This window comes from Citrobacter sp. Cpo103 (genome assembly GCF_030332605.1).
Classification (GTDB): Bacteria; Pseudomonadota; Gammaproteobacteria; order Enterobacterales; family Enterobacteriaceae; genus Citrobacter; species Citrobacter portucalensis.
Window position 1 is genome coordinate 131,302 of sequence record NZ_JAOWHO010000032.1, and the last position, 15,636, is coordinate 146,937.

A 15,636-nucleotide genomic window follows, 5' to 3' on the forward strand; every position below is an offset into this window, starting at 1 on the left:
CCAACAAAAAGGTCACAATATGACTCCGTTTACACAAACTCAGCGCGTAAAAGCGTTGTTCTGGCTATCGCTATTTCATCTGCTGGTGATCACCTCCAGCAACTATCTGGTGCAGCTTCCAATCTCCATTTTTGGTTTCCATACCACATGGGGCGCGTTTAGCTTTCCGTTTATTTTCCTCGCGACCGACCTGACCGTGCGTATTTTTGGCGCGCCGCTGGCTCGACGTATCATCTTTGCGGTTATGATCCCCGCGCTGCTGATCTCCTATGTCGTTTCATCACTGTTCTATATGGGATCGTGGCAAGGATTCGGCGCACTGCTGCACTTTAATCTGTTTGTCGCCCGTATCGCCGCTGCCAGCTTTATGGCTTACGCGCTGGGACAAATTCTGGATGTGCATGTCTTTAATCGCCTGCGTCAGAACCGTCGCTGGTGGCTGGCACCGACGGCGTCCACGCTGTTTGGCAATATCAGCGATACGTTGGCCTTCTTCTTTATCGCCTTCTGGCGCAGCCCGGATGCCTTTATGGCCGAGCACTGGATGGAAATCGCACTGGTCGATTACTGCTTCAAAGTGCTGATCAGCATTATTTTCTTCCTGCCAATGTATGGCGTGCTGCTGAATATGTTACTGAAAAGACTGGCAGATAAATCTGAAATCTCTGCATTGCAGACGAGTTAAAGGTTCATTTTCCGAGTTGTGATAAGATGGACGAATGAGCCGTTATGGCCGTTTATCGAAAGGAAGAAGTCAATGCGCAATCTGGTTAAATATGTCGGTATTGGCCTGCTGGTTATGGGGCTTGCGGCCTGTGATAATAGCGAGACAAAAGCGCCAGCCGAGGGTGCTGCCGCAGAAAGTAACGCCACCGGACAACCGGTCAGCCTGCTGGACGGCAAACTCAGTTTTTCCCTGCCAGCTGATATGACCGATCAGAGCGGCAAGCTGGGCACCCAGGCGAACAATATGCACGTATATTCTGACGCAACCGGCCAGAAAGCGGTGATTGTGATTGTTGGCGACAACACCAACGAAGATCTGGCTGTGCTGGCAAAACGTCTGGAAGATCAGCAGCGTAGCCGTGACCCTCAGCTGCAGGTCGTCACCAATAAATCTATTGAGTTGAAAGGCCACACGCTGCAGCAGTTAGACAGCATCATCTCGGCCAAAGGCCAGACCGCATACTCTTCCGTGGTGTTGGGTAAAGTGGACAACCAACTGCTGACGCTGCAAATCACGCTGCCTGCTGACGATCAGCAAAAAGCGCAGACTACCGCAGAAAACATCATTAACACGCTGGTTATCCAGTAACGGTTAAGACGATGACGCGGCCTCCGGTGACACCACCTGAGGCCGTTTTTTTAACCGCCAGGTCAGCAATAATGCCACCGCTACCAGCCCTGCCGCCGCCAGATAGATAACCGGCACACCCGCCCACGTCATGACCAGCCCGGCCAGCGGCCCGGTAACCCCCAGCGATAAATCCATAAACACCGTGTAGGTCGCCAGCGCAGCGCCCTGATTTTGCTGAGGAACGGCTTTTACCGCCACCACGCCCAGCGCCGGGAAAACCAGTGAGAACCCAGCCCCGGCCAGCAGAACGCCGATTTTCGCCATCCACGGCATCGAAGCCATCCCGACCAGTAACAGCCCGACAATCTCGACGCTAAAGCAGATCATCGCCACATTCAGCCCGCCTAAGCGGTTGATACCATTTGGGAACAACAAACGAGTACCGACAAACGTGCAGCTAAAAAGCGTCAGCGCGAATGCGGCGCCATCCCAGCCTTTGGCATCATAGAACAAGGTAATGAAGGTAGCGATTACCCCAAATCCAGCGGAGGCCAGGGCCAGCGCCATGCCGTACAACCAGACGCGCCCAAGCACCGCGCGAAATGGCAACGGTTTGCCTTTGCTGGCCTTCACCGCCGGACGAGGGAGCGCCAGCAGGATTGCCAACAGCGCCACGCCCATCACGGTCAGCGCCAGCCCCTGTAAGCCACCCCAGGCATAAAACAGAACACCCAGCGGCGCGCCTATCGCCATCGCGCCATAGGTCACGATGCCATTCCAGGAAATCACCCGTCCGATGTGCATTGAGCCAACCACCCCCACGCCCCACAGCGTAGAGCCGGTCCCGGCAAAGCTTTGCCCGATCCCGAGAATCACGCGCCCCAGACATAGCAGCAGCAAACTGGCCAACGGCCAGCCGTTCGTTGATCCCGCCAGTAAATAGCCCAGGCCACTTAAAAAGCAGCCGCACAGCCCAAATACCACAATTTTCTTTGGCCCCAGCAGATCGGCATAGCGACCGGCATGCGGACGGCTCAGCAGCGTAGCGAAATATTGCAGGCTGATGACCAGCCCAGCCCAGAAAGCGCTAAATCCCATTACATCATGGACGTAGCCAGGCAACACCGCGAGCGGCAGGCCGATGGTCAGGTAGCTGGCGAAGTTAAACATCACCACAGAAACAATACGCAGGTTCAGGCGTAAACCGCTAAGCGTCGGTTCAGCGACGGGTTCGGGCATGGAGGGTCACCACGTTTTCACAACAGTGTTTCATTTCTACCATGTTGCAGAGCAGAAATCAGTAGCCAGTTTAGGAATATCAGTCGCAAGCCAGCCGCTACACTTAATGCAAAAACGCAAACAGGAAGAAGACATGATAACCACCCAGCCCGATAAAACGGGTTTGCACATTTTGCTCAAACTGGCCGCTCTGGTGGTGATCCTCGCAGGTATCCATGCTGCGGCGGATATCATTGTGCAGCTGCTGCTGGCCCTCTTTTTTGCCATTGTATTGAATCCACTTGTCACCTGGTTTATCCGCCGGGGAGTCGGTCGCCCAATCGCTATTACCTTAGTCGTGGTGGTGATGCTGATCGTTCTTACGGCGTTGGTTGGCGTGCTGGCGTCATCAATCACTGAATTTATGGACCTGCTGCCAAAATACAATAAGGAGCTAACGCGCAAGGTTCTGTATTTGCAAGAGATGGTGCCTTTTCTGAATCTGCATATGTCCCCGGAGCGCATGCTGCAACGCATGGACTCTGACAAGCTGATGACCTTCACAACCACGCTGATGACGAGTCTTTCTGGTGCCATGGCCAGCGTCTTTCTGCTGGTGATGACGGTAGTTTTTATGCTGTTTGAGGTGCGTCATGTCCCCTATAAGATGCGTTTTGCGTTGAATAATCCGCAAATCCACATTGCGGGGCTACATCGGGCGCTGAAGGGCGTGTCACACTATCTGGCGCTGAAAACGCTGCTCAGCTTATGGACCGGTGCCATAATCTGGCTGGGACTGGCACTGATGGGGATTCAGTTTGCTCTGATGTGGGGTGTACTGGCATTCCTGTTGAACTACGTGCCCAACATTGGCTCGGTCATTTCCGCCGTCCCGCCCATGATCCAGGCACTGCTATTTAATGGCATTTACGAATGCGTGCTGGTTGGCGCACTGTTTCTGGTGGTGCATATGGTGATTGGCAACATTCTCGAACCCCGAATGATGGGGCATCGGCTGGGATTATCGACGCTAATCGTCTTCCTCTCTCTGTTGGTATGGGGATGGCTGCTCGGTCCGGTCGGCATGTTGCTCTCCGTGCCGTTAACCAGCGTATGTAAAATCTGGATGGAAACGACCACAGGCGGCAGCAAACTGGCCATTTTGCTGGGGCCAGGCAGGCCCAAAAGTCGGCTTCCCTGAAAAACTACCAACCGAGGTAGTTTTTATATTTTTATATGACCGTTAAAATGACGCCAACGTAGTTATATATAGAAGCTTATCTTAAATAAAGAGTGAAAGGGATTTCATTCTTTATAAAGAAAATACATAAGCCAAGATGATGGTTTCTTTGCCAAAACGCATAAAAAAAATGAATCCCCCCAAAGCATTTAACGTAAACTATCTACTTATCTTTAAAGGTTATTTTATTTGATACATTTTCTCTAAAAATCTATACTTCTCGCCAATGATGATGCTGAAAAATTTCCGTTGAAGAAAGTCCTGGGGTATTACTATCCGGTCATCTCATTACCTTGCTACCAATCATATGAAATAAAATGCTAATTTAGCTTAAATATAATCATAGGCAATACAAGGTGCCCATGATTTCGGAGTTTATTATTTAACACGTATAAACGGTACTTTGATAGGGAGCTTTAATGAAACATTATATTAAGTGGTTTGCGGCCATTGCCGTTGTCGGTGCTCTGGCGGGTTGCGCACGTACTGCGCCGATTGATCAAGTTCATACCAGTGTGAGCGCGGGACATACTCAGGACCAGGTTAAAACCGCGATCCTTAAAGCCGGTATTCAACGCCAATGGGTCATGTCTGAAGCCGGACCAGGTGTTATTAAAGCTCGCCAACAAACCCGCGATCATGTGGCTGAAGTCCGTATCACTTATACCGCCACCAGCTATGACATCAAATACGACAGCAGCCTCAACCTGCAGGCCTCTGGTGGAAAAATTCACAAAAACTATAACCGCTGGGTACGCAATCTGGATAAAGACATCCAGCTTAATCTGTCAGCCGGTGCCAATCTGTAATTATGACTAAAGTCGGGCCGAAAAGGCCCGATACTCTTATTATCTGCCATTTAACAGGTTGTCCCCACATGTACGAACAGGATTCGCTTAGCGCACTGGATGCCATTACTGAAGCACAACGTATCGCCTTTGCCCCTATGCTTTTTCAAACCGCGTTGTGTCTGCGAAATGCGGGAGTACTCACCTGGCTAGACAAGCAAGGTAAACGCGGCGCCACGCTCGACGAAATTACCGAAAACAGCACCATCAACGAATATGCCGCCAGCATCCTGTTGGATATGGGGTTAAGTGGGCGAATCATTACCCACAAAGAAGGATATTATTACCTCGCTAAAGTCGGTCATTTTCTTTTACATGACACGATGACGCGCGTGAATATGGACTTCACTCAGGATGTTTGCTACCAAGGATTGTTCTATCTTGAAAATGCGTTGAAAGATGGAAAACCCGCGGGACTAAAAATTTTTGGCGACTGGCCAACAATCTATCCTGCGCTATCACAATTACCGCTGGCTGCGCGTGAAAGTTGGTTTGCTTTTGATCATTACTATTCAGATGGCGCATTTGATGCCGCATTGCCATATGTATTCGCCAGCGCCCCTGCAACCCTGTACGATGTCGGCGGAAATACCGGAAAATGGGCATTACGTTGTTGTCAGCATGATGACAATATTACAGTCACCCTCTTAGATTTGCCGCAACAAATTGCACTTGCCCGCGAAAATATAGAAAATGCAGGATTATCTCATCGCATAAATTTCCATGCTGTGGATATGCTTAGCGACTCGCCTTTACCTGACGGCGCTGATATCTGGTGGATGAGTCAATTCCTGGACTGTTTTTCCCCGGAACAAATTATCGCTATGCTAAGCAACGTTGCTCGGGTGATGAAGCCAGGCGCGAAGCTGTGCATTATGGAGCTGTTTTGGGATGCCCAAAAATTTGAGGCTGCCTCATTTAGCCTGAATGCGTCTTCGCTTTATTTTACCTGTATGGCGAATGGCAACAGCCGTTTCTACAGCGTAGAGAAGTTTTATCACTATCTGAATCAGGCAGGTTTTCAGGTAGATGAACGCCACGATAACTTAGGTGTTGGGCATACTTTATTGATATGTCAGAAGAAAAAATAAGAAACAATCGGAACAACCGATTTACCGCGGATACGCGTTGATGAAATTTGCTTTCAATATTATCGACTGGCAGGCCAGGGCGCCTGGGTTAAGCGAAACAGAACAGTGGCATGAATGGTCACGGCTTTCGCACGCCATCGATCCCACCGCGCCGTTGGCTAAGCTCAATGAGTTACCGATGATGACAGCTCGCCGCCTCAGTTCCGGCAGCAAACTGGCCGTCGATTGCGGTCTGGCGATGTTACGTCGTCATGATATCAATGCCGTTTTGTATACCAGCCGCCATGGTGAACTGGAGCGTAACTACAGGATCCTGCACGCTCTCGCGACTGAGCAGGCGCTCTCACCGACCGATTTCGCCCTCTCTGTCCATAACTCTGCTGTGGGTAACCTGACCATCGCCGCGAAAAAACCGATTGTCTCCTCCTCGCTTTCTGCTGGCAGGGATACATTCCAGCAGGGGTTATGCGAAGTCATCGGGCTGTTGCAGGCGGGATATCAGCGCGTATTGATGGTCGATTTCGACGGTTTTCTGCCCGAGTTTTATCACCCACAGTTACCACCAGACATGCCAACATGGCCGTTTGCCGTCGCGCTGGTTATTGAATCCGGTGATAGCTGGCAATGTGAAACCCGTCCACACAGCGCACAGAGCGAGACAACATTGCCGCAAAGCCTGTTGTTTTTACAACATTACTTACAAGATGCCAGGGCGTTTACCCTGCCTGGCGAACGCGTACAGTGGCAGTGGAGTCAGGGATGAGCACGATGATCCTGCGGCTTAACCGGGTATGGCGACTGGTGATGACCGGTTTTTGCTTTGCCCTGTTTGGCCTCGGCGGGCTCCTCCTGTCTACGATTTGGTTTAACGTCCTGCTGATCGCGGTATGGGATAAAGCCCGACGTCGGCGTATCGCCAGACGCAGTATCGCTGCCAGTTTTCGTCTCTTCTTAACCGTGGCGAAGCGGCTAGGCGTGCTGGATTACCAAATTGAAGGACGAGACATTTTACGCAACGAACAAGGGTGTCTTGTCGTCGCCAACCACCCGACGCTCATCGACTATGTCCTACTGGCCTCGGTCATGCCAGAAACCGACTGTCTGGTGAAAAGTGCACTACTAAAAAATCCTTTTCTCGGCGGCGTAGTCCGGGCCGCAGATTATCTGATTAACAGCCAGGCTGATGCGCTATTGCCCGCTTGCCAGCAACGTCTTGAGCAAGGCGATACCATTTTAATTTTCCCCGAGGGAACCCGTACACGCCCCGGAGAAGCAATGACGTTACAGCGTGGTGCAGCAAATATCGCCGTGCGCTGCAGCAGTGATTTACGCATAGTGACTATTAACTGCAGCGAACAAATGCTGGATAAAGAAAGCCAATGGTACAACGTCCCATCTGTAAAACCGATGTTTACCATTTCAGTACACGAACGGGTTAAGATCGACCAATTTTACGACGCAAACTCACAAGAACCGGCGCTGGCCGCAAGGCAGTTGAACCGGCATCTTTTGCTTCAATTACAACCAGGTACTTTACCTCTTTCAGGAATTAATGATGCAAGCGCTTTATCTTGAAATCAAAAATCTCATTATAACGACATTGAATCTCGACGAACTGACAGCTGATGATATTGAAACCGAAGCGGCACTCTTTGGCGATGGCTTAGGTCTGGACTCAATCGATGCCCTGGAGCTGGGTCTGGCGGTGAAAAACGAGTATGGCGTGATCCTCTCAGCAGAGAGCGAAGAAATGCGTCAGCACTTCTTCTCCGTCGCCACGCTGGCATCTTTCATTCACGCGCAACGTGCCTGAGGATAGTCCGTTATGACCGAACAAAAAGCCATTTACGCTGAAGTTTCCTCGCTGCTGGTCAAGCTGTTTGAAGTTGATCCGCAAGATATCAAGCCTGAGGCGCGCCTGTACGAAGATTTGGAACTCGATAGCATCGATGCCGTCGACATGATCGTGCATCTGCAAAAGAAAACCGGTAAGAAAATCAAGCCGGAAGAGTTCAAAGCAGTACGCACCGTACAAGATGTCGTCGATGCGGTAGAACGCCTTCTCAAAGAAGCGTAATTCTCCGTGTCGGGCACACGCTCGTTGCCAGTCGTACAACTGCTGACAGGTCTACTGTTGCTGGCCTGGCCGTTTTTGATCTGGTTTGGCCTGGCGCATAACAGTCTGCACTGGTTGCTACCGTTGATGGCGCTACTCCTTTTTTTACGCTTTCGCCAGACCCGGCGACAGGCGGGGCCGCTGCGCGTCGTGACACAGGTAGTGGCGGTCGCGGGTATAACCTTGTGCATTGCCAGTTATCTGCTCAAAACGCACCAGCTGCTGCTGTTTTATCCGGTAGTGGTAAACGCCGTTATGCTGTCGGTTTTTGGTGGATCGTTATGGTCAGCAATGCCCATTGTTGAACGTCTGGCACGACTGCGCGACCCAAATCTGCCCGATGCGGGCGTGCGCTACACGCGCCGTGTGACACAAATCTGGTGCGCCTTTTTCATCATCAATGGCAGCGTTGCGCTCTTTACCGCACTGAATGGCGATATGACCCTGTGGACCACCTGGAACGGCATGGTTTCCTATCTGCTAATGGGAACATTGATGGTAGGCGAGTGGTTAATTCGCCAACTGGTGATAAAACGAGATACCCAATGAAGCAGCCCCTCACACTCGCTCAATGGCTCTGTGCCCCACGTCCGGACGACGTTCCTGTTGCGTGGCAGGAAGAGCATACCTGGACGCTTGGCCATCTGCGCCATGATGTGGCCCATTTGATAGCATATCTGCGACAGCAGGAAGGTGAACGCTGGGCATTGTGCTTCGAGAACAGCTATTTATTCATCGTCGCACTGCTGGCAACACTCCATGCCGGCAAAACACCGGTGATCCCAGGACATTGTCGCGTTTCGTTGTTAAACGAGCAGCACTTGCTGTTTGACGGCGTACTGAGCGATAAAGCGATGGACTGGCAGGGAACGCTGCGGGTGGTCAGCTCCGACATGACATCCGTGGCTCACGACATCACGTTCCCGGCAATACGCAGTGACGCCTTTGTGGAGCTATTCACTTCCGGTTCGACCGGCCAGCCGAAACGCGTGATCAAACCGATCGCTCGTCTGGATAGCGAAGCGGCATTGCTCGCTACACGCTTTGCCGATCGTCTGGCAGGTTGCCGGGTGGTCGCGTCAGTGGTACCGCAACACCTGTATGGCCTGACGTTCCGTATATTTTTGCCGATGGCCTTAGGCCTGCCGCTGCACGCGGCGATGCTTTGGTATGCCGAACAACTGGCGGCACTGAGCGCTGAGCATCGGTATGCGTTTATCAGCAGCCCGGCGTTTCTGAAACGCCTCGACCACAACCTGACACCGCCGCCGGTAGAACTGATTCTGTCTGCGGGCGGTATGCTGCCCTGGCAGGACGTCACGCAGGCTGCTGACTGGCTTAATGTCTGGCCCGATGAGATCTACGGCAGCACTGAAACCGGGATCCTTGCGTGGCGCTATCGCCATCAGGATGATGTGGCATGGCTGCCTTTTCCCGGCGTCAGATTCCAGCCAGAAGACGACGCATTTCGTGTGTTTTCACCGCTAATTAACGCTGATGATGGCCTGTTACTCGATGATGTTCTGCAGTTTATCGAAAACGGACAGTTCCGCCTGATGGGCAGACGCGGGCGGGTGGTCAAAATTGAAGAGAAACGCATTTCACTCAGCGAAGTGGAGCAACGTTTACTGGCACTGGATGGTATCTGTGAAGTCGCGGCATTGCCGGTCTCACGTGGAGGACGTCAGGGCGTTGGCGTCCTGCTGGTACTGAATGACGAAGCCCGGCAACGCTGGCTTGAGTGCGGTGGTAAACCGCAAGAACTGACCTGGCGACGTTCGCTGCTGCCCTGGCTGGAGCCTGTCGCGGTTCCCCGCTACTGGCGGGTGATTGATGAGATTCCGGTCAACAGTATGAACAAGCGTGTCTATGCGCAATTACAGGAGTTATTTCATGAAACCCCATGAAATCGAGCGCCATCAGGCACTGCCTCATCAGGCTGAGATTGTTTTACAACTCGACCCGTCTCTGTTTTGGTTCAGCGGGCATTTTAGCGTGCAGCCACTGCTGCCGGGCGTTGCACAGCTGAACTGGGCGATGGATTACGCCACCACGCTGCTGGTCCCAGGCTGGCGTTTTCACAGTATTCAAAACGTGAAGTTCCAGTCACCGCTATTGCCAGAGGCCACTGTCACCCTGAGTCTGAGCTGGCAGGAAGCGCGTCAGATGCTCTCTTTTAGCTACCAGCGCCACGACGGTGACGTGCGCCATACCGCCAGCAGCGGGAAGATTCGGTTATGCCGCTGACCTTTTCCCCGTGCGTGTTGATCCCCTGCTACAACCACGGCGCGATGATGTCAGACGTGTTGGATCGTCTTCGGCCGTTCAATCTCCCCTGCATTGTGGTGGACGATGGCAGCGACGGGACTACACGAGATGAACTGGCACGCCTGGCGGCAGAATACAGCAATCTGACGTTAATTCGCCTGCCCATTAACGCAGGCAAAGGCGCAGCGGTTATTCGCGGAATGCAGACGGCGGCAGATGCCGGGTTCAGTCATGCCGTGCAGGTCGATGCCGACGGGCAACATGCCATTGAAGATATTCCCAGGCTGCTTGCATTGGCAAAAGAACATCCGACAGCACTGATTTCCGGACAACCGATTTACGATGATTCGGTTCCTCGCTCGCGCCTGTACGGTCGTTGGGTAACCCATATCTGGGTGTGGATAGAAACGCTCTCGTTGCAACTCAAAGACAGTATGTGCGGCTTCCGGGTATATCCGGTGGCCCCTACGCTGCAACTGGCACAGCGCGTAACGCTCGGCAAACGGATGGATTTTGATACTGAAGTGATGGTGCGCCTCTACTGGCAAGGCAACACCAGCTATTTTATCCCCACGCGAGTCACCTATCCGCAGGACGGGCTATCCCATTTCGACGCGCTTAAAGACAATCTGCACATTTCATTGATGCACACTCGCCTGTTCTTTGGCATGTTGCCACGCATCCCCTCCCTGCTTTGTCGTCGTTCATCGACACACTGGGCGCAGCAACAGGAAGTCAAAGGGTTGTGGGGAATGCGCCTGATGCTACTGGTCTGGCGTGTACTGGGTCGCAAAGCCTTCTCCCTGCTGCTGTATCCTGTCGTCGGCGTATACTGGCTCAGCGCTTCAACTGCCCGAAAAGCCTCTCAACGCTGGATTAGCCGCGTAAGGGCGCAACTGATCACACGGAGGATGCCAGTACCGCCAAACCTGACCAGTTATCAGCATTTCCTGCGTTTTGGCGGCGCGATGCTGGATAAGATTGCCAGCTGGCGCGGTGAGCTGCACTTCGGTCGCGATGTGATTTTTGCACCAGGTGCAGAAACGACGCTGAATATCAGCGATCCTCGGGGAAAACTGCTACTGGCTTCACATCTTGGCGATGTCGAGGCCTGTCGGGCACTGGCCCAGCTACAGGGCAGTAAAACAATCAATGCGCTGGTATTTAGCGATAACGCCCAACGCTTTAAACAAATCATGCAAGAGATGGCCCCGCAGGCTGGATTAAATCTGCTCCCGGTGAACAGTATTGGTCCAGATACTGCCATTCTGCTCAAAGAGAAACTGGAGCGCGGTGAATGGGTAGCCATCGTAGGCGATCGCATAGCAGTCAATCCCCAACGCGGCGGCGAGTGGCGCGTGTGCTGGAGCCGCTTTATGGGGCAAAACGCGCCATTCCCTCAGGGCCCGTTTATTCTCGCGTCTATTTTACGCTGCCCTGTAGATCTGATTTTTGCCCTGCGCCAGCAGGAGAAACTCCACATCTACTGCGAACCGTTTGCCGACCCACTGCTCTTACCGCGCGCCACACGACAACAGGCATTACAGAATACTGTCGATCGCTACGCCGAACGCCTTGAGCACTATGCGCTTCAGTCGCCCCTCGACTGGTTTAACTTTTTCGATTTCTGGCAACTGCCGGATACCAATGACAAGGAGTAAAGGGTGCTTAACGATCCCCGCTTTACGGCTGAAGTCGAGCTAACTATTCCGTTTCACGACGTCGATATGATGGGCGTAGCGTGGCATGGTAACTACTTCCGTTACTTCGAGATTGCCCGTGAGGCACTGCTGAACCAATTCGATTATGGCTATCGGCAGATGAAAGAATCTGGCTATCTGTGGCCCGTGGTCGACACTCGGGTGAAGTATCGCAATGCGCTGACTTTCGAGCAGCGTATCCGTGTACGCGCCCAAATTAAAGAGTACGAAAATCGCCTGCGTATCGGCTACGAAATTTTTGATGCCGAAACAGGTAAACGCGCCACAACAGGCTACACCATCCAGGTCGCCGTCGACGAAAAAAGCCGTGAACTGTGCTTTGTCAGCCCGGATATTCTGTTTGAACGGATGGGAGTGACACCATGAAATTATGGCCATTGCTCGTGCTGCTCGTCAGCCCTTTCGTCAGTGCCCTGACGCTCGACTCCCTACAACAGCGTTTTACCGAACAACCGGTGGTTCGCGCCCACTTCGATCAAACCCGGACGATAAAGGATCTGCCGCAGCCGCTGCGATCTCAGGGCAAGATGTTGATCGCCCGCGACCAGGGGTTGCTGTGGGATCAAACCTCCCCGTTCCCGATGCAGCTGCTGCTGGACGACAAACGGATGGTTCAGGCAATTAACGGTCAACCACCGCAGACCATTACCGCTGAGAATAATCCGCAAATGTTCCAGTTTAATCATCTGCTACGGGCGTTATTCCAAGCGGATCGTAAAGTGCTGGAACAAAACTTCCGCGTGGAGTTTACAGACTTAGGAGAAGGTCGCTGGACGCTACGCCTGACGCCAATCACCACACCGCTGGATAAGATTTTTGCGACGATTGATTTAGCCGGAAAGACTTACCTGGAGAGCATTCATCTCAACGATAAGCAGGGGGATCGCACCGATATCGCGCTTTCCCAACACCAACTAACGCCAGCGCAACTGACCGATGACGAACGCCAACGCTTTGCCGCCCAGTAAACGCCCCGCGCTGTTATGGGGAGTCGTCTGCCTGCTTCTGCTGGGCATCTTTCTGACGTTGCTACCTCAGGCCCGCCTTAACAGCAGCGTGCTGGCCATGTTGCCAAAGCAGACGCTGGGCGCTATACCTCCGGATCTGAACGAGGGATTTATGCAGCGCCTTGACCGTCAGGTGGTCTGGCTGGTGAGTCCCGGTAAGCAACCGGACCCAGCGATAGCCCGGGACTGGCTGGCTTTACTGCAAAAATCGCACGCGCTAGCCCAGGTAAAAGGTCCAATGGATGCCGACAGCCAGCAGGCCTGGGGGGCATTCTTCTGGCAACATCGTAACGGACTGATAGATAACGAGACCCGCGCCCGGCTGCAAAACGGCGGCGAAGCACAGGCCCAGTGGATCCTGTCCCAACTTTACTCCACATTCTCCGGCGTCAGTGGCAAAGAGCTACAAAACGATCCCTTCATGCTGATGCGAGGCTCGCAGCTGGCCATGGCCAAAACCGGGCAGCGTCTGCGCCTGATGGACGGCTGGCTTGTCACCCAGGATGAGCAAGGCAACTATTGGTATCTGTTACATGGCGAGTTGACCGGCTCATCGTTTGATATGCAACAGACGCATCAATTGGTCACCACGCTGAATACGCTGGAAAGTGAGCTCAAAGCCCACTATCCACAGGCTCAACTGCTGTCTCGCGGGACGCTGTTCTATAGCGATTACGCCAGCCAGCAGGCGAAACAAGATATCTCTACCCTCGGCATAGCCACTGTGCTCGGGGTGATCCTGCTCATCGTGGCTGTATTTCGTTCGCTGCGTCCGCTGCTGCTGTGCCTGATTTCGATTGGCATTGGTGCGCTGGCGGGGACCGTCGTCACGCTGCTGATTTTTGGCGAGCTCCATCTGATGACGCTGGTGATGAGCATGAGCATCATCGGTATTTCCGCCGACTATACGCTCTACTATTTGACCGAACGGATGGTGCACGGTGCGGAAACATCGCCATGGCAAAGCCTTGCCAAAGTGCGCAATGCCCTGCTCCTGGCTCTACTCACCACCGTAGCGGCTTATCTGATTATGATGCTGGCCCCCTTCCCCGGTATTCGCCAGATGGCGGTATTCGCGGCGGTAGGTCTGAGCGCCTCCTGCCTGACGGTCATTTTCTGGCACCCGTGGTTGTGTCGTCGGTTGCCGGTACGCCCAGTGCCGGCAATGGTACTCATGCTACGCTGGCTTGCTGCATGGCGGCGGAATAAGAAATTATCCGTTGGCCTGCCGGTGGCGCTGGCGTTGTTCTCGTTGGCAGGTATGGCGACGCTACGCGTAGACGATGATATCTCCCAGTTACAGGCGCTGCCGCAGGAAATTCTTGCTCAGGAAAAAGCGATTACCGCCCTGACCGGGCAAAGCGTCGACCAGAAGTGGTTTGTGGTGTACGGCAAATCCGCTCAGCAAACGCTGGAGCGGCTGGAAACCTTTATCCCCGCGCTGGAACAGGCAAAAAAAGACGGGTTACTCAGCGGATATCGCACCATTCCGCTGAATTCACTCGCCCGGCAACAGCAGGATCTGTCTCTGCTAAAAGATGCCGCGCCCGCCATCACGAAAGCCTTAAACAACGCCGGTCTGGCAACGGTGAACCCCGATCTTAGCGCCATGCCCGTAACCGTCGATGCCTGGCTTGCCAGCCCGGCCAGTGAAGGCTGGCGCTTGCTATGGTTGTCTCTGGCTGATGGCGAAAGCAGCGTACTGGTTCCCGTTGAAGGGGTGAAACAAAGTGATGCTTTAAATACGCTCAGCGCGAAATATTCCGGCGTGGCGTGGGTGGATCGTAAGAGCAGCTTTGACAATCTGTTTGCCCTTTATCGCCATATTCTGACCGGTCTGCTGTGCATTGCGCTGGCGGTGATTGCCTGTGGCGCCGTCATTCGGCTTGGCTGGCGTAAGGGCTTAATTAGCCTGGTCCCCTCAGTGCTGTCTTTAGGTTGCGGTCTGGCGGTACTGGCCCTGAGCGGTCATGCGCTCAACCTGTTCTCGCTGCTGGCACTGGTGCTGGTACTGGGAATTGGCATTAACTACACGCTGTTTTTCAGTAATCCACGCGGTACGCCACTGACATCGCTGCTGGCTATCACGCTGGCGATGATGACCACGCTCCTGACGCTCGGCATGCTGGTCTTTAGCGCCACTCAGGCAATCAGCAGTTTTGGCATTGTGCTAGTGAGCGGTATTTTCACCGCCTTCCTGCTGTCACCGCTGGCTATGCCAGGAAAAAAAGAGAAAAAAAGAAGATGATTAAACAGACATTCTGGCGTACCGCTGCGCTCGTCGCCACGTTGCTGCTGGCCGGTTGCAGCCACTCGCAGCCGGAACAGAAAGGCCGCCCGCAAGCCTGGTTAGAGCCGGGGACTCGTGTAACGCTACCTGCCCCGGGGATTTCTCCCGCGGTGAATTCACAACAGCTACTAACCGGAAGTTTCAACGGCAAAACTCAGTCACTGTTGGTCATGCTCAATGCTGATGACAAGAAAATCACACTTGCCGGGCTGTCATCAGTCGGCATTCGCCTGTTCCTCGCGACTTACGATGAAAAAGGACTGCACACCGAGCAATCGATCATCGTTCCACAATTGCCGCCAGCCAGCCAGGTGCTGGCTGACGTGATGCTCAGTCACTGGCCGATTAGCGCCTGGCAACCGCAATTACCCACAGGCTGGACGCTCGTCGATACGGGTGACACGCGTGAGCTGCGCAATGCCCGCGGCAAAGTGGTCACGGAAATCACGTATCTGAATCGAAAAGGAAAACGCGAACCGATCAGCATTGAACAGCACGTTTTTAAATACCACATCACCATTCAATACCTGGGTGACTGAG

The 15,636-nt window shown here is 53.3% G+C and carries 18 protein-coding genes; 17 read left to right on the plus strand and 1 reads right to left on the minus strand.

Going from position 1 to position 15,636, the window contains the following annotated elements; genetic code table 11:
• Positions 1–19 precede the first annotated feature (19 nt).
• The gene (locus OGX89_RS13315; protein WP_003827549.1) at positions 20–685 is read left to right on the plus strand and encodes a 7-cyano-7-deazaguanine/7-aminomethyl-7-deazaguanine transporter; all 666 of its coding nucleotides are present in this window, start codon (positions 20–22) and stop codon (positions 683–685) included.
• A 72-nt stretch (positions 686–757) separates the two neighbouring features.
• Entirely contained in the window at positions 758–1,315 is a 558-nt protein-coding gene (locus OGX89_RS13320; protein ID WP_126956415.1) for a DcrB family lipoprotein, read from the plus strand.
• Between the two features lie 3 nt (positions 1,316–1,318).
• Here OGX89_RS13320 and OGX89_RS13325 read toward each other — a convergent pair whose 3' ends face one another.
• The gene (locus OGX89_RS13325) at positions 1,319–2,536 is read right to left on the minus strand and encodes an MFS transporter (protein ID WP_003827545.1); all 1,218 of its coding nucleotides are present in this window, start codon (positions 2,534–2,536) and stop codon (positions 1,319–1,321) included.
• A 133-nt stretch (positions 2,537–2,669) separates the two neighbouring features.
• Here OGX89_RS13325 and OGX89_RS13330 point away from each other — a divergent pair, with 133 nt between their 5' ends.
• The 15 genes from OGX89_RS13330 (at position 2,670) to OGX89_RS13400 (ending at position 15,635) form a co-directional block, all read left to right on the plus strand.
• Positions 2,670–3,716 carry an AI-2E family transporter gene (locus tag OGX89_RS13330; protein ID WP_003827543.1) on the plus strand — a complete coding sequence of 349 codons (1,047 nt, stop codon included), beginning with the start codon at positions 2,670–2,672 and terminating at the stop codon, positions 3,714–3,716.
• A gap of 470 nt (positions 3,717–4,186) precedes the next feature.
• A complete protein-coding gene (locus OGX89_RS13335) occupies positions 4,187–4,564 on the plus strand; it encodes a hypothetical protein (RefSeq protein ID WP_122973906.1) in 378 nt (125 codons plus the stop codon).
• Between the two features lie 68 nt (positions 4,565–4,632).
• On the plus strand, positions 4,633–5,694 hold the full coding sequence (locus OGX89_RS13340) for a class I SAM-dependent methyltransferase (protein ID WP_003827540.1): 1,062 nt from the start codon (positions 4,633–4,635) through the stop codon (positions 5,692–5,694).
• Between the two features lie 40 nt (positions 5,695–5,734).
• Positions 5,735–6,457, plus strand: coding sequence for a beta-ketoacyl synthase chain length factor (locus OGX89_RS13345; protein ID WP_003827539.1), 723 nt, complete (start codon positions 5,735–5,737; stop codon positions 6,455–6,457).
• A complete protein-coding gene (locus OGX89_RS13350) occupies positions 6,454–7,269 on the plus strand; it encodes a lysophospholipid acyltransferase family protein (protein WP_003827538.1) in 816 nt (271 codons plus the stop codon). Before OGX89_RS13345 ends, OGX89_RS13350 begins: the two co-directional genes overlap by 4 nt.
• The gene (locus tag OGX89_RS13355) at positions 7,250–7,507 is read left to right on the plus strand and encodes a phosphopantetheine-binding protein (protein ID WP_003827537.1); all 258 of its coding nucleotides are present in this window, start codon (positions 7,250–7,252) and stop codon (positions 7,505–7,507) included. The genes OGX89_RS13350 and OGX89_RS13355 overlap by 20 nt, the downstream gene beginning before the upstream one ends.
• A 12-nt stretch (positions 7,508–7,519) precedes the next feature.
• Positions 7,520–7,771 carry an acyl carrier protein gene (locus tag OGX89_RS13360; protein ID WP_003827536.1) on the plus strand — a complete coding sequence of 84 codons (252 nt, stop codon included), beginning with the start codon at positions 7,520–7,522 and terminating at the stop codon, positions 7,769–7,771.
• A 6-nt stretch (positions 7,772–7,777) separates the two neighbouring features.
• Complete coding sequence (locus OGX89_RS13365; RefSeq protein ID WP_003827535.1) at positions 7,778–8,359, plus strand: COG4648 family protein; 582 nt, start codon at positions 7,778–7,780, stop codon at positions 8,357–8,359.
• Positions 8,356–9,717, plus strand: coding sequence for an AMP-binding protein (locus OGX89_RS13370; protein ID WP_126956417.1), 1,362 nt, complete (start codon positions 8,356–8,358; stop codon positions 9,715–9,717). The genes OGX89_RS13365 and OGX89_RS13370 overlap by 4 nt, the downstream gene beginning before the upstream one ends.
• Entirely contained in the window at positions 9,704–10,057 is a 354-nt protein-coding gene (locus OGX89_RS13375) for an ApeI family dehydratase (RefSeq protein ID WP_003827533.1), read from the plus strand. The genes OGX89_RS13370 and OGX89_RS13375 overlap by 14 nt, the downstream gene beginning before the upstream one ends.
• A complete protein-coding gene (locus tag OGX89_RS13380) occupies positions 10,048–11,739 on the plus strand; it encodes a glycosyltransferase family 2 protein (RefSeq protein ID WP_126956419.1) in 1,692 nt (563 codons plus the stop codon). Before OGX89_RS13375 ends, OGX89_RS13380 begins: the two co-directional genes overlap by 10 nt.
• 3 nt (positions 11,740–11,742) lie before the next feature.
• Positions 11,743–12,165 (plus strand): acyl-CoA thioesterase, encoded by a 423-nt coding sequence (locus OGX89_RS13385; protein WP_003827529.1) that lies wholly within the window; start codon positions 11,743–11,745, stop codon positions 12,163–12,165.
• Entirely contained in the window at positions 12,162–12,767 is a 606-nt protein-coding gene (locus tag OGX89_RS13390) for a LolA family protein (RefSeq protein WP_126956421.1), read from the plus strand. Before OGX89_RS13385 ends, OGX89_RS13390 begins: the two co-directional genes overlap by 4 nt.
• On the plus strand, positions 12,736–15,054 hold the full coding sequence (locus tag OGX89_RS13395) for an MMPL family transporter (protein ID WP_126956423.1): 2,319 nt from the start codon (positions 12,736–12,738) through the stop codon (positions 15,052–15,054). The genes OGX89_RS13390 and OGX89_RS13395 overlap by 32 nt, the downstream gene beginning before the upstream one ends.
• A complete protein-coding gene (locus OGX89_RS13400) occupies positions 15,051–15,635 on the plus strand; it encodes a DUF3261 domain-containing protein (RefSeq protein ID WP_126956425.1) in 585 nt (194 codons plus the stop codon). Before OGX89_RS13395 ends, OGX89_RS13400 begins: the two co-directional genes overlap by 4 nt.
• The last annotated feature ends 1 nt before the right edge of the window (position 15,636 follow it).

Bases quoted from the DNA above. Each gene is read 5' to 3' on its own strand.
- OGX89_RS13375 (WP_003827533.1), top strand. From the start codon at position 9,704: ATGAAACCCCATGAAATCGAGCGCCATCAGGCACTGCCTCATCAGGCT.
- OGX89_RS13395 (WP_126956423.1), top strand. From the start codon at position 12,736: ATGACGAACGCCAACGCTTTGCCGCCCAGTAAACGCCCCGCGCTGTTA.
- OGX89_RS13390 (WP_126956421.1), top strand. From the start codon at position 12,162: ATGAAATTATGGCCATTGCTCGTGCTGCTCGTCAGCCCTTTCGTCAGT.
- OGX89_RS13370 (WP_126956417.1), top strand. From the start codon at position 8,356: ATGAAGCAGCCCCTCACACTCGCTCAATGGCTCTGTGCCCCACGTCCG.
- OGX89_RS13355 (WP_003827537.1), top strand. From the start codon at position 7,250: ATGCAAGCGCTTTATCTTGAAATCAAAAATCTCATTATAACGACATTG.
- OGX89_RS13360 (WP_003827536.1), top strand. From the start codon at position 7,520: ATGACCGAACAAAAAGCCATTTACGCTGAAGTTTCCTCGCTGCTGGTC.
- OGX89_RS13350 (WP_003827538.1), top strand. From the start codon at position 6,454: ATGAGCACGATGATCCTGCGGCTTAACCGGGTATGGCGACTGGTGATG.
- OGX89_RS13320 (WP_126956415.1), top strand. From the start codon at position 758: ATGCGCAATCTGGTTAAATATGTCGGTATTGGCCTGCTGGTTATGGGG.
- OGX89_RS13325 (WP_003827545.1), bottom strand. From the start codon at position 2,536: ATGCCCGAACCCGTCGCTGAACCGACGCTTAGCGGTTTACGCCTGAAC.
- OGX89_RS13380 (WP_126956419.1), top strand. From the start codon at position 10,048: ATGCCGCTGACCTTTTCCCCGTGCGTGTTGATCCCCTGCTACAACCAC.
- OGX89_RS13400 (WP_126956425.1), top strand. From the start codon at position 15,051: ATGATTAAACAGACATTCTGGCGTACCGCTGCGCTCGTCGCCACGTTG.
- OGX89_RS13315 (WP_003827549.1), top strand. From the start codon at position 20: ATGACTCCGTTTACACAAACTCAGCGCGTAAAAGCGTTGTTCTGGCTA.
- OGX89_RS13345 (WP_003827539.1), top strand. From the start codon at position 5,735: ATGAAATTTGCTTTCAATATTATCGACTGGCAGGCCAGGGCGCCTGGG.
- OGX89_RS13340 (WP_003827540.1), top strand. From the start codon at position 4,633: ATGTACGAACAGGATTCGCTTAGCGCACTGGATGCCATTACTGAAGCA.
- OGX89_RS13330 (WP_003827543.1), top strand. From the start codon at position 2,670: ATGATAACCACCCAGCCCGATAAAACGGGTTTGCACATTTTGCTCAAA.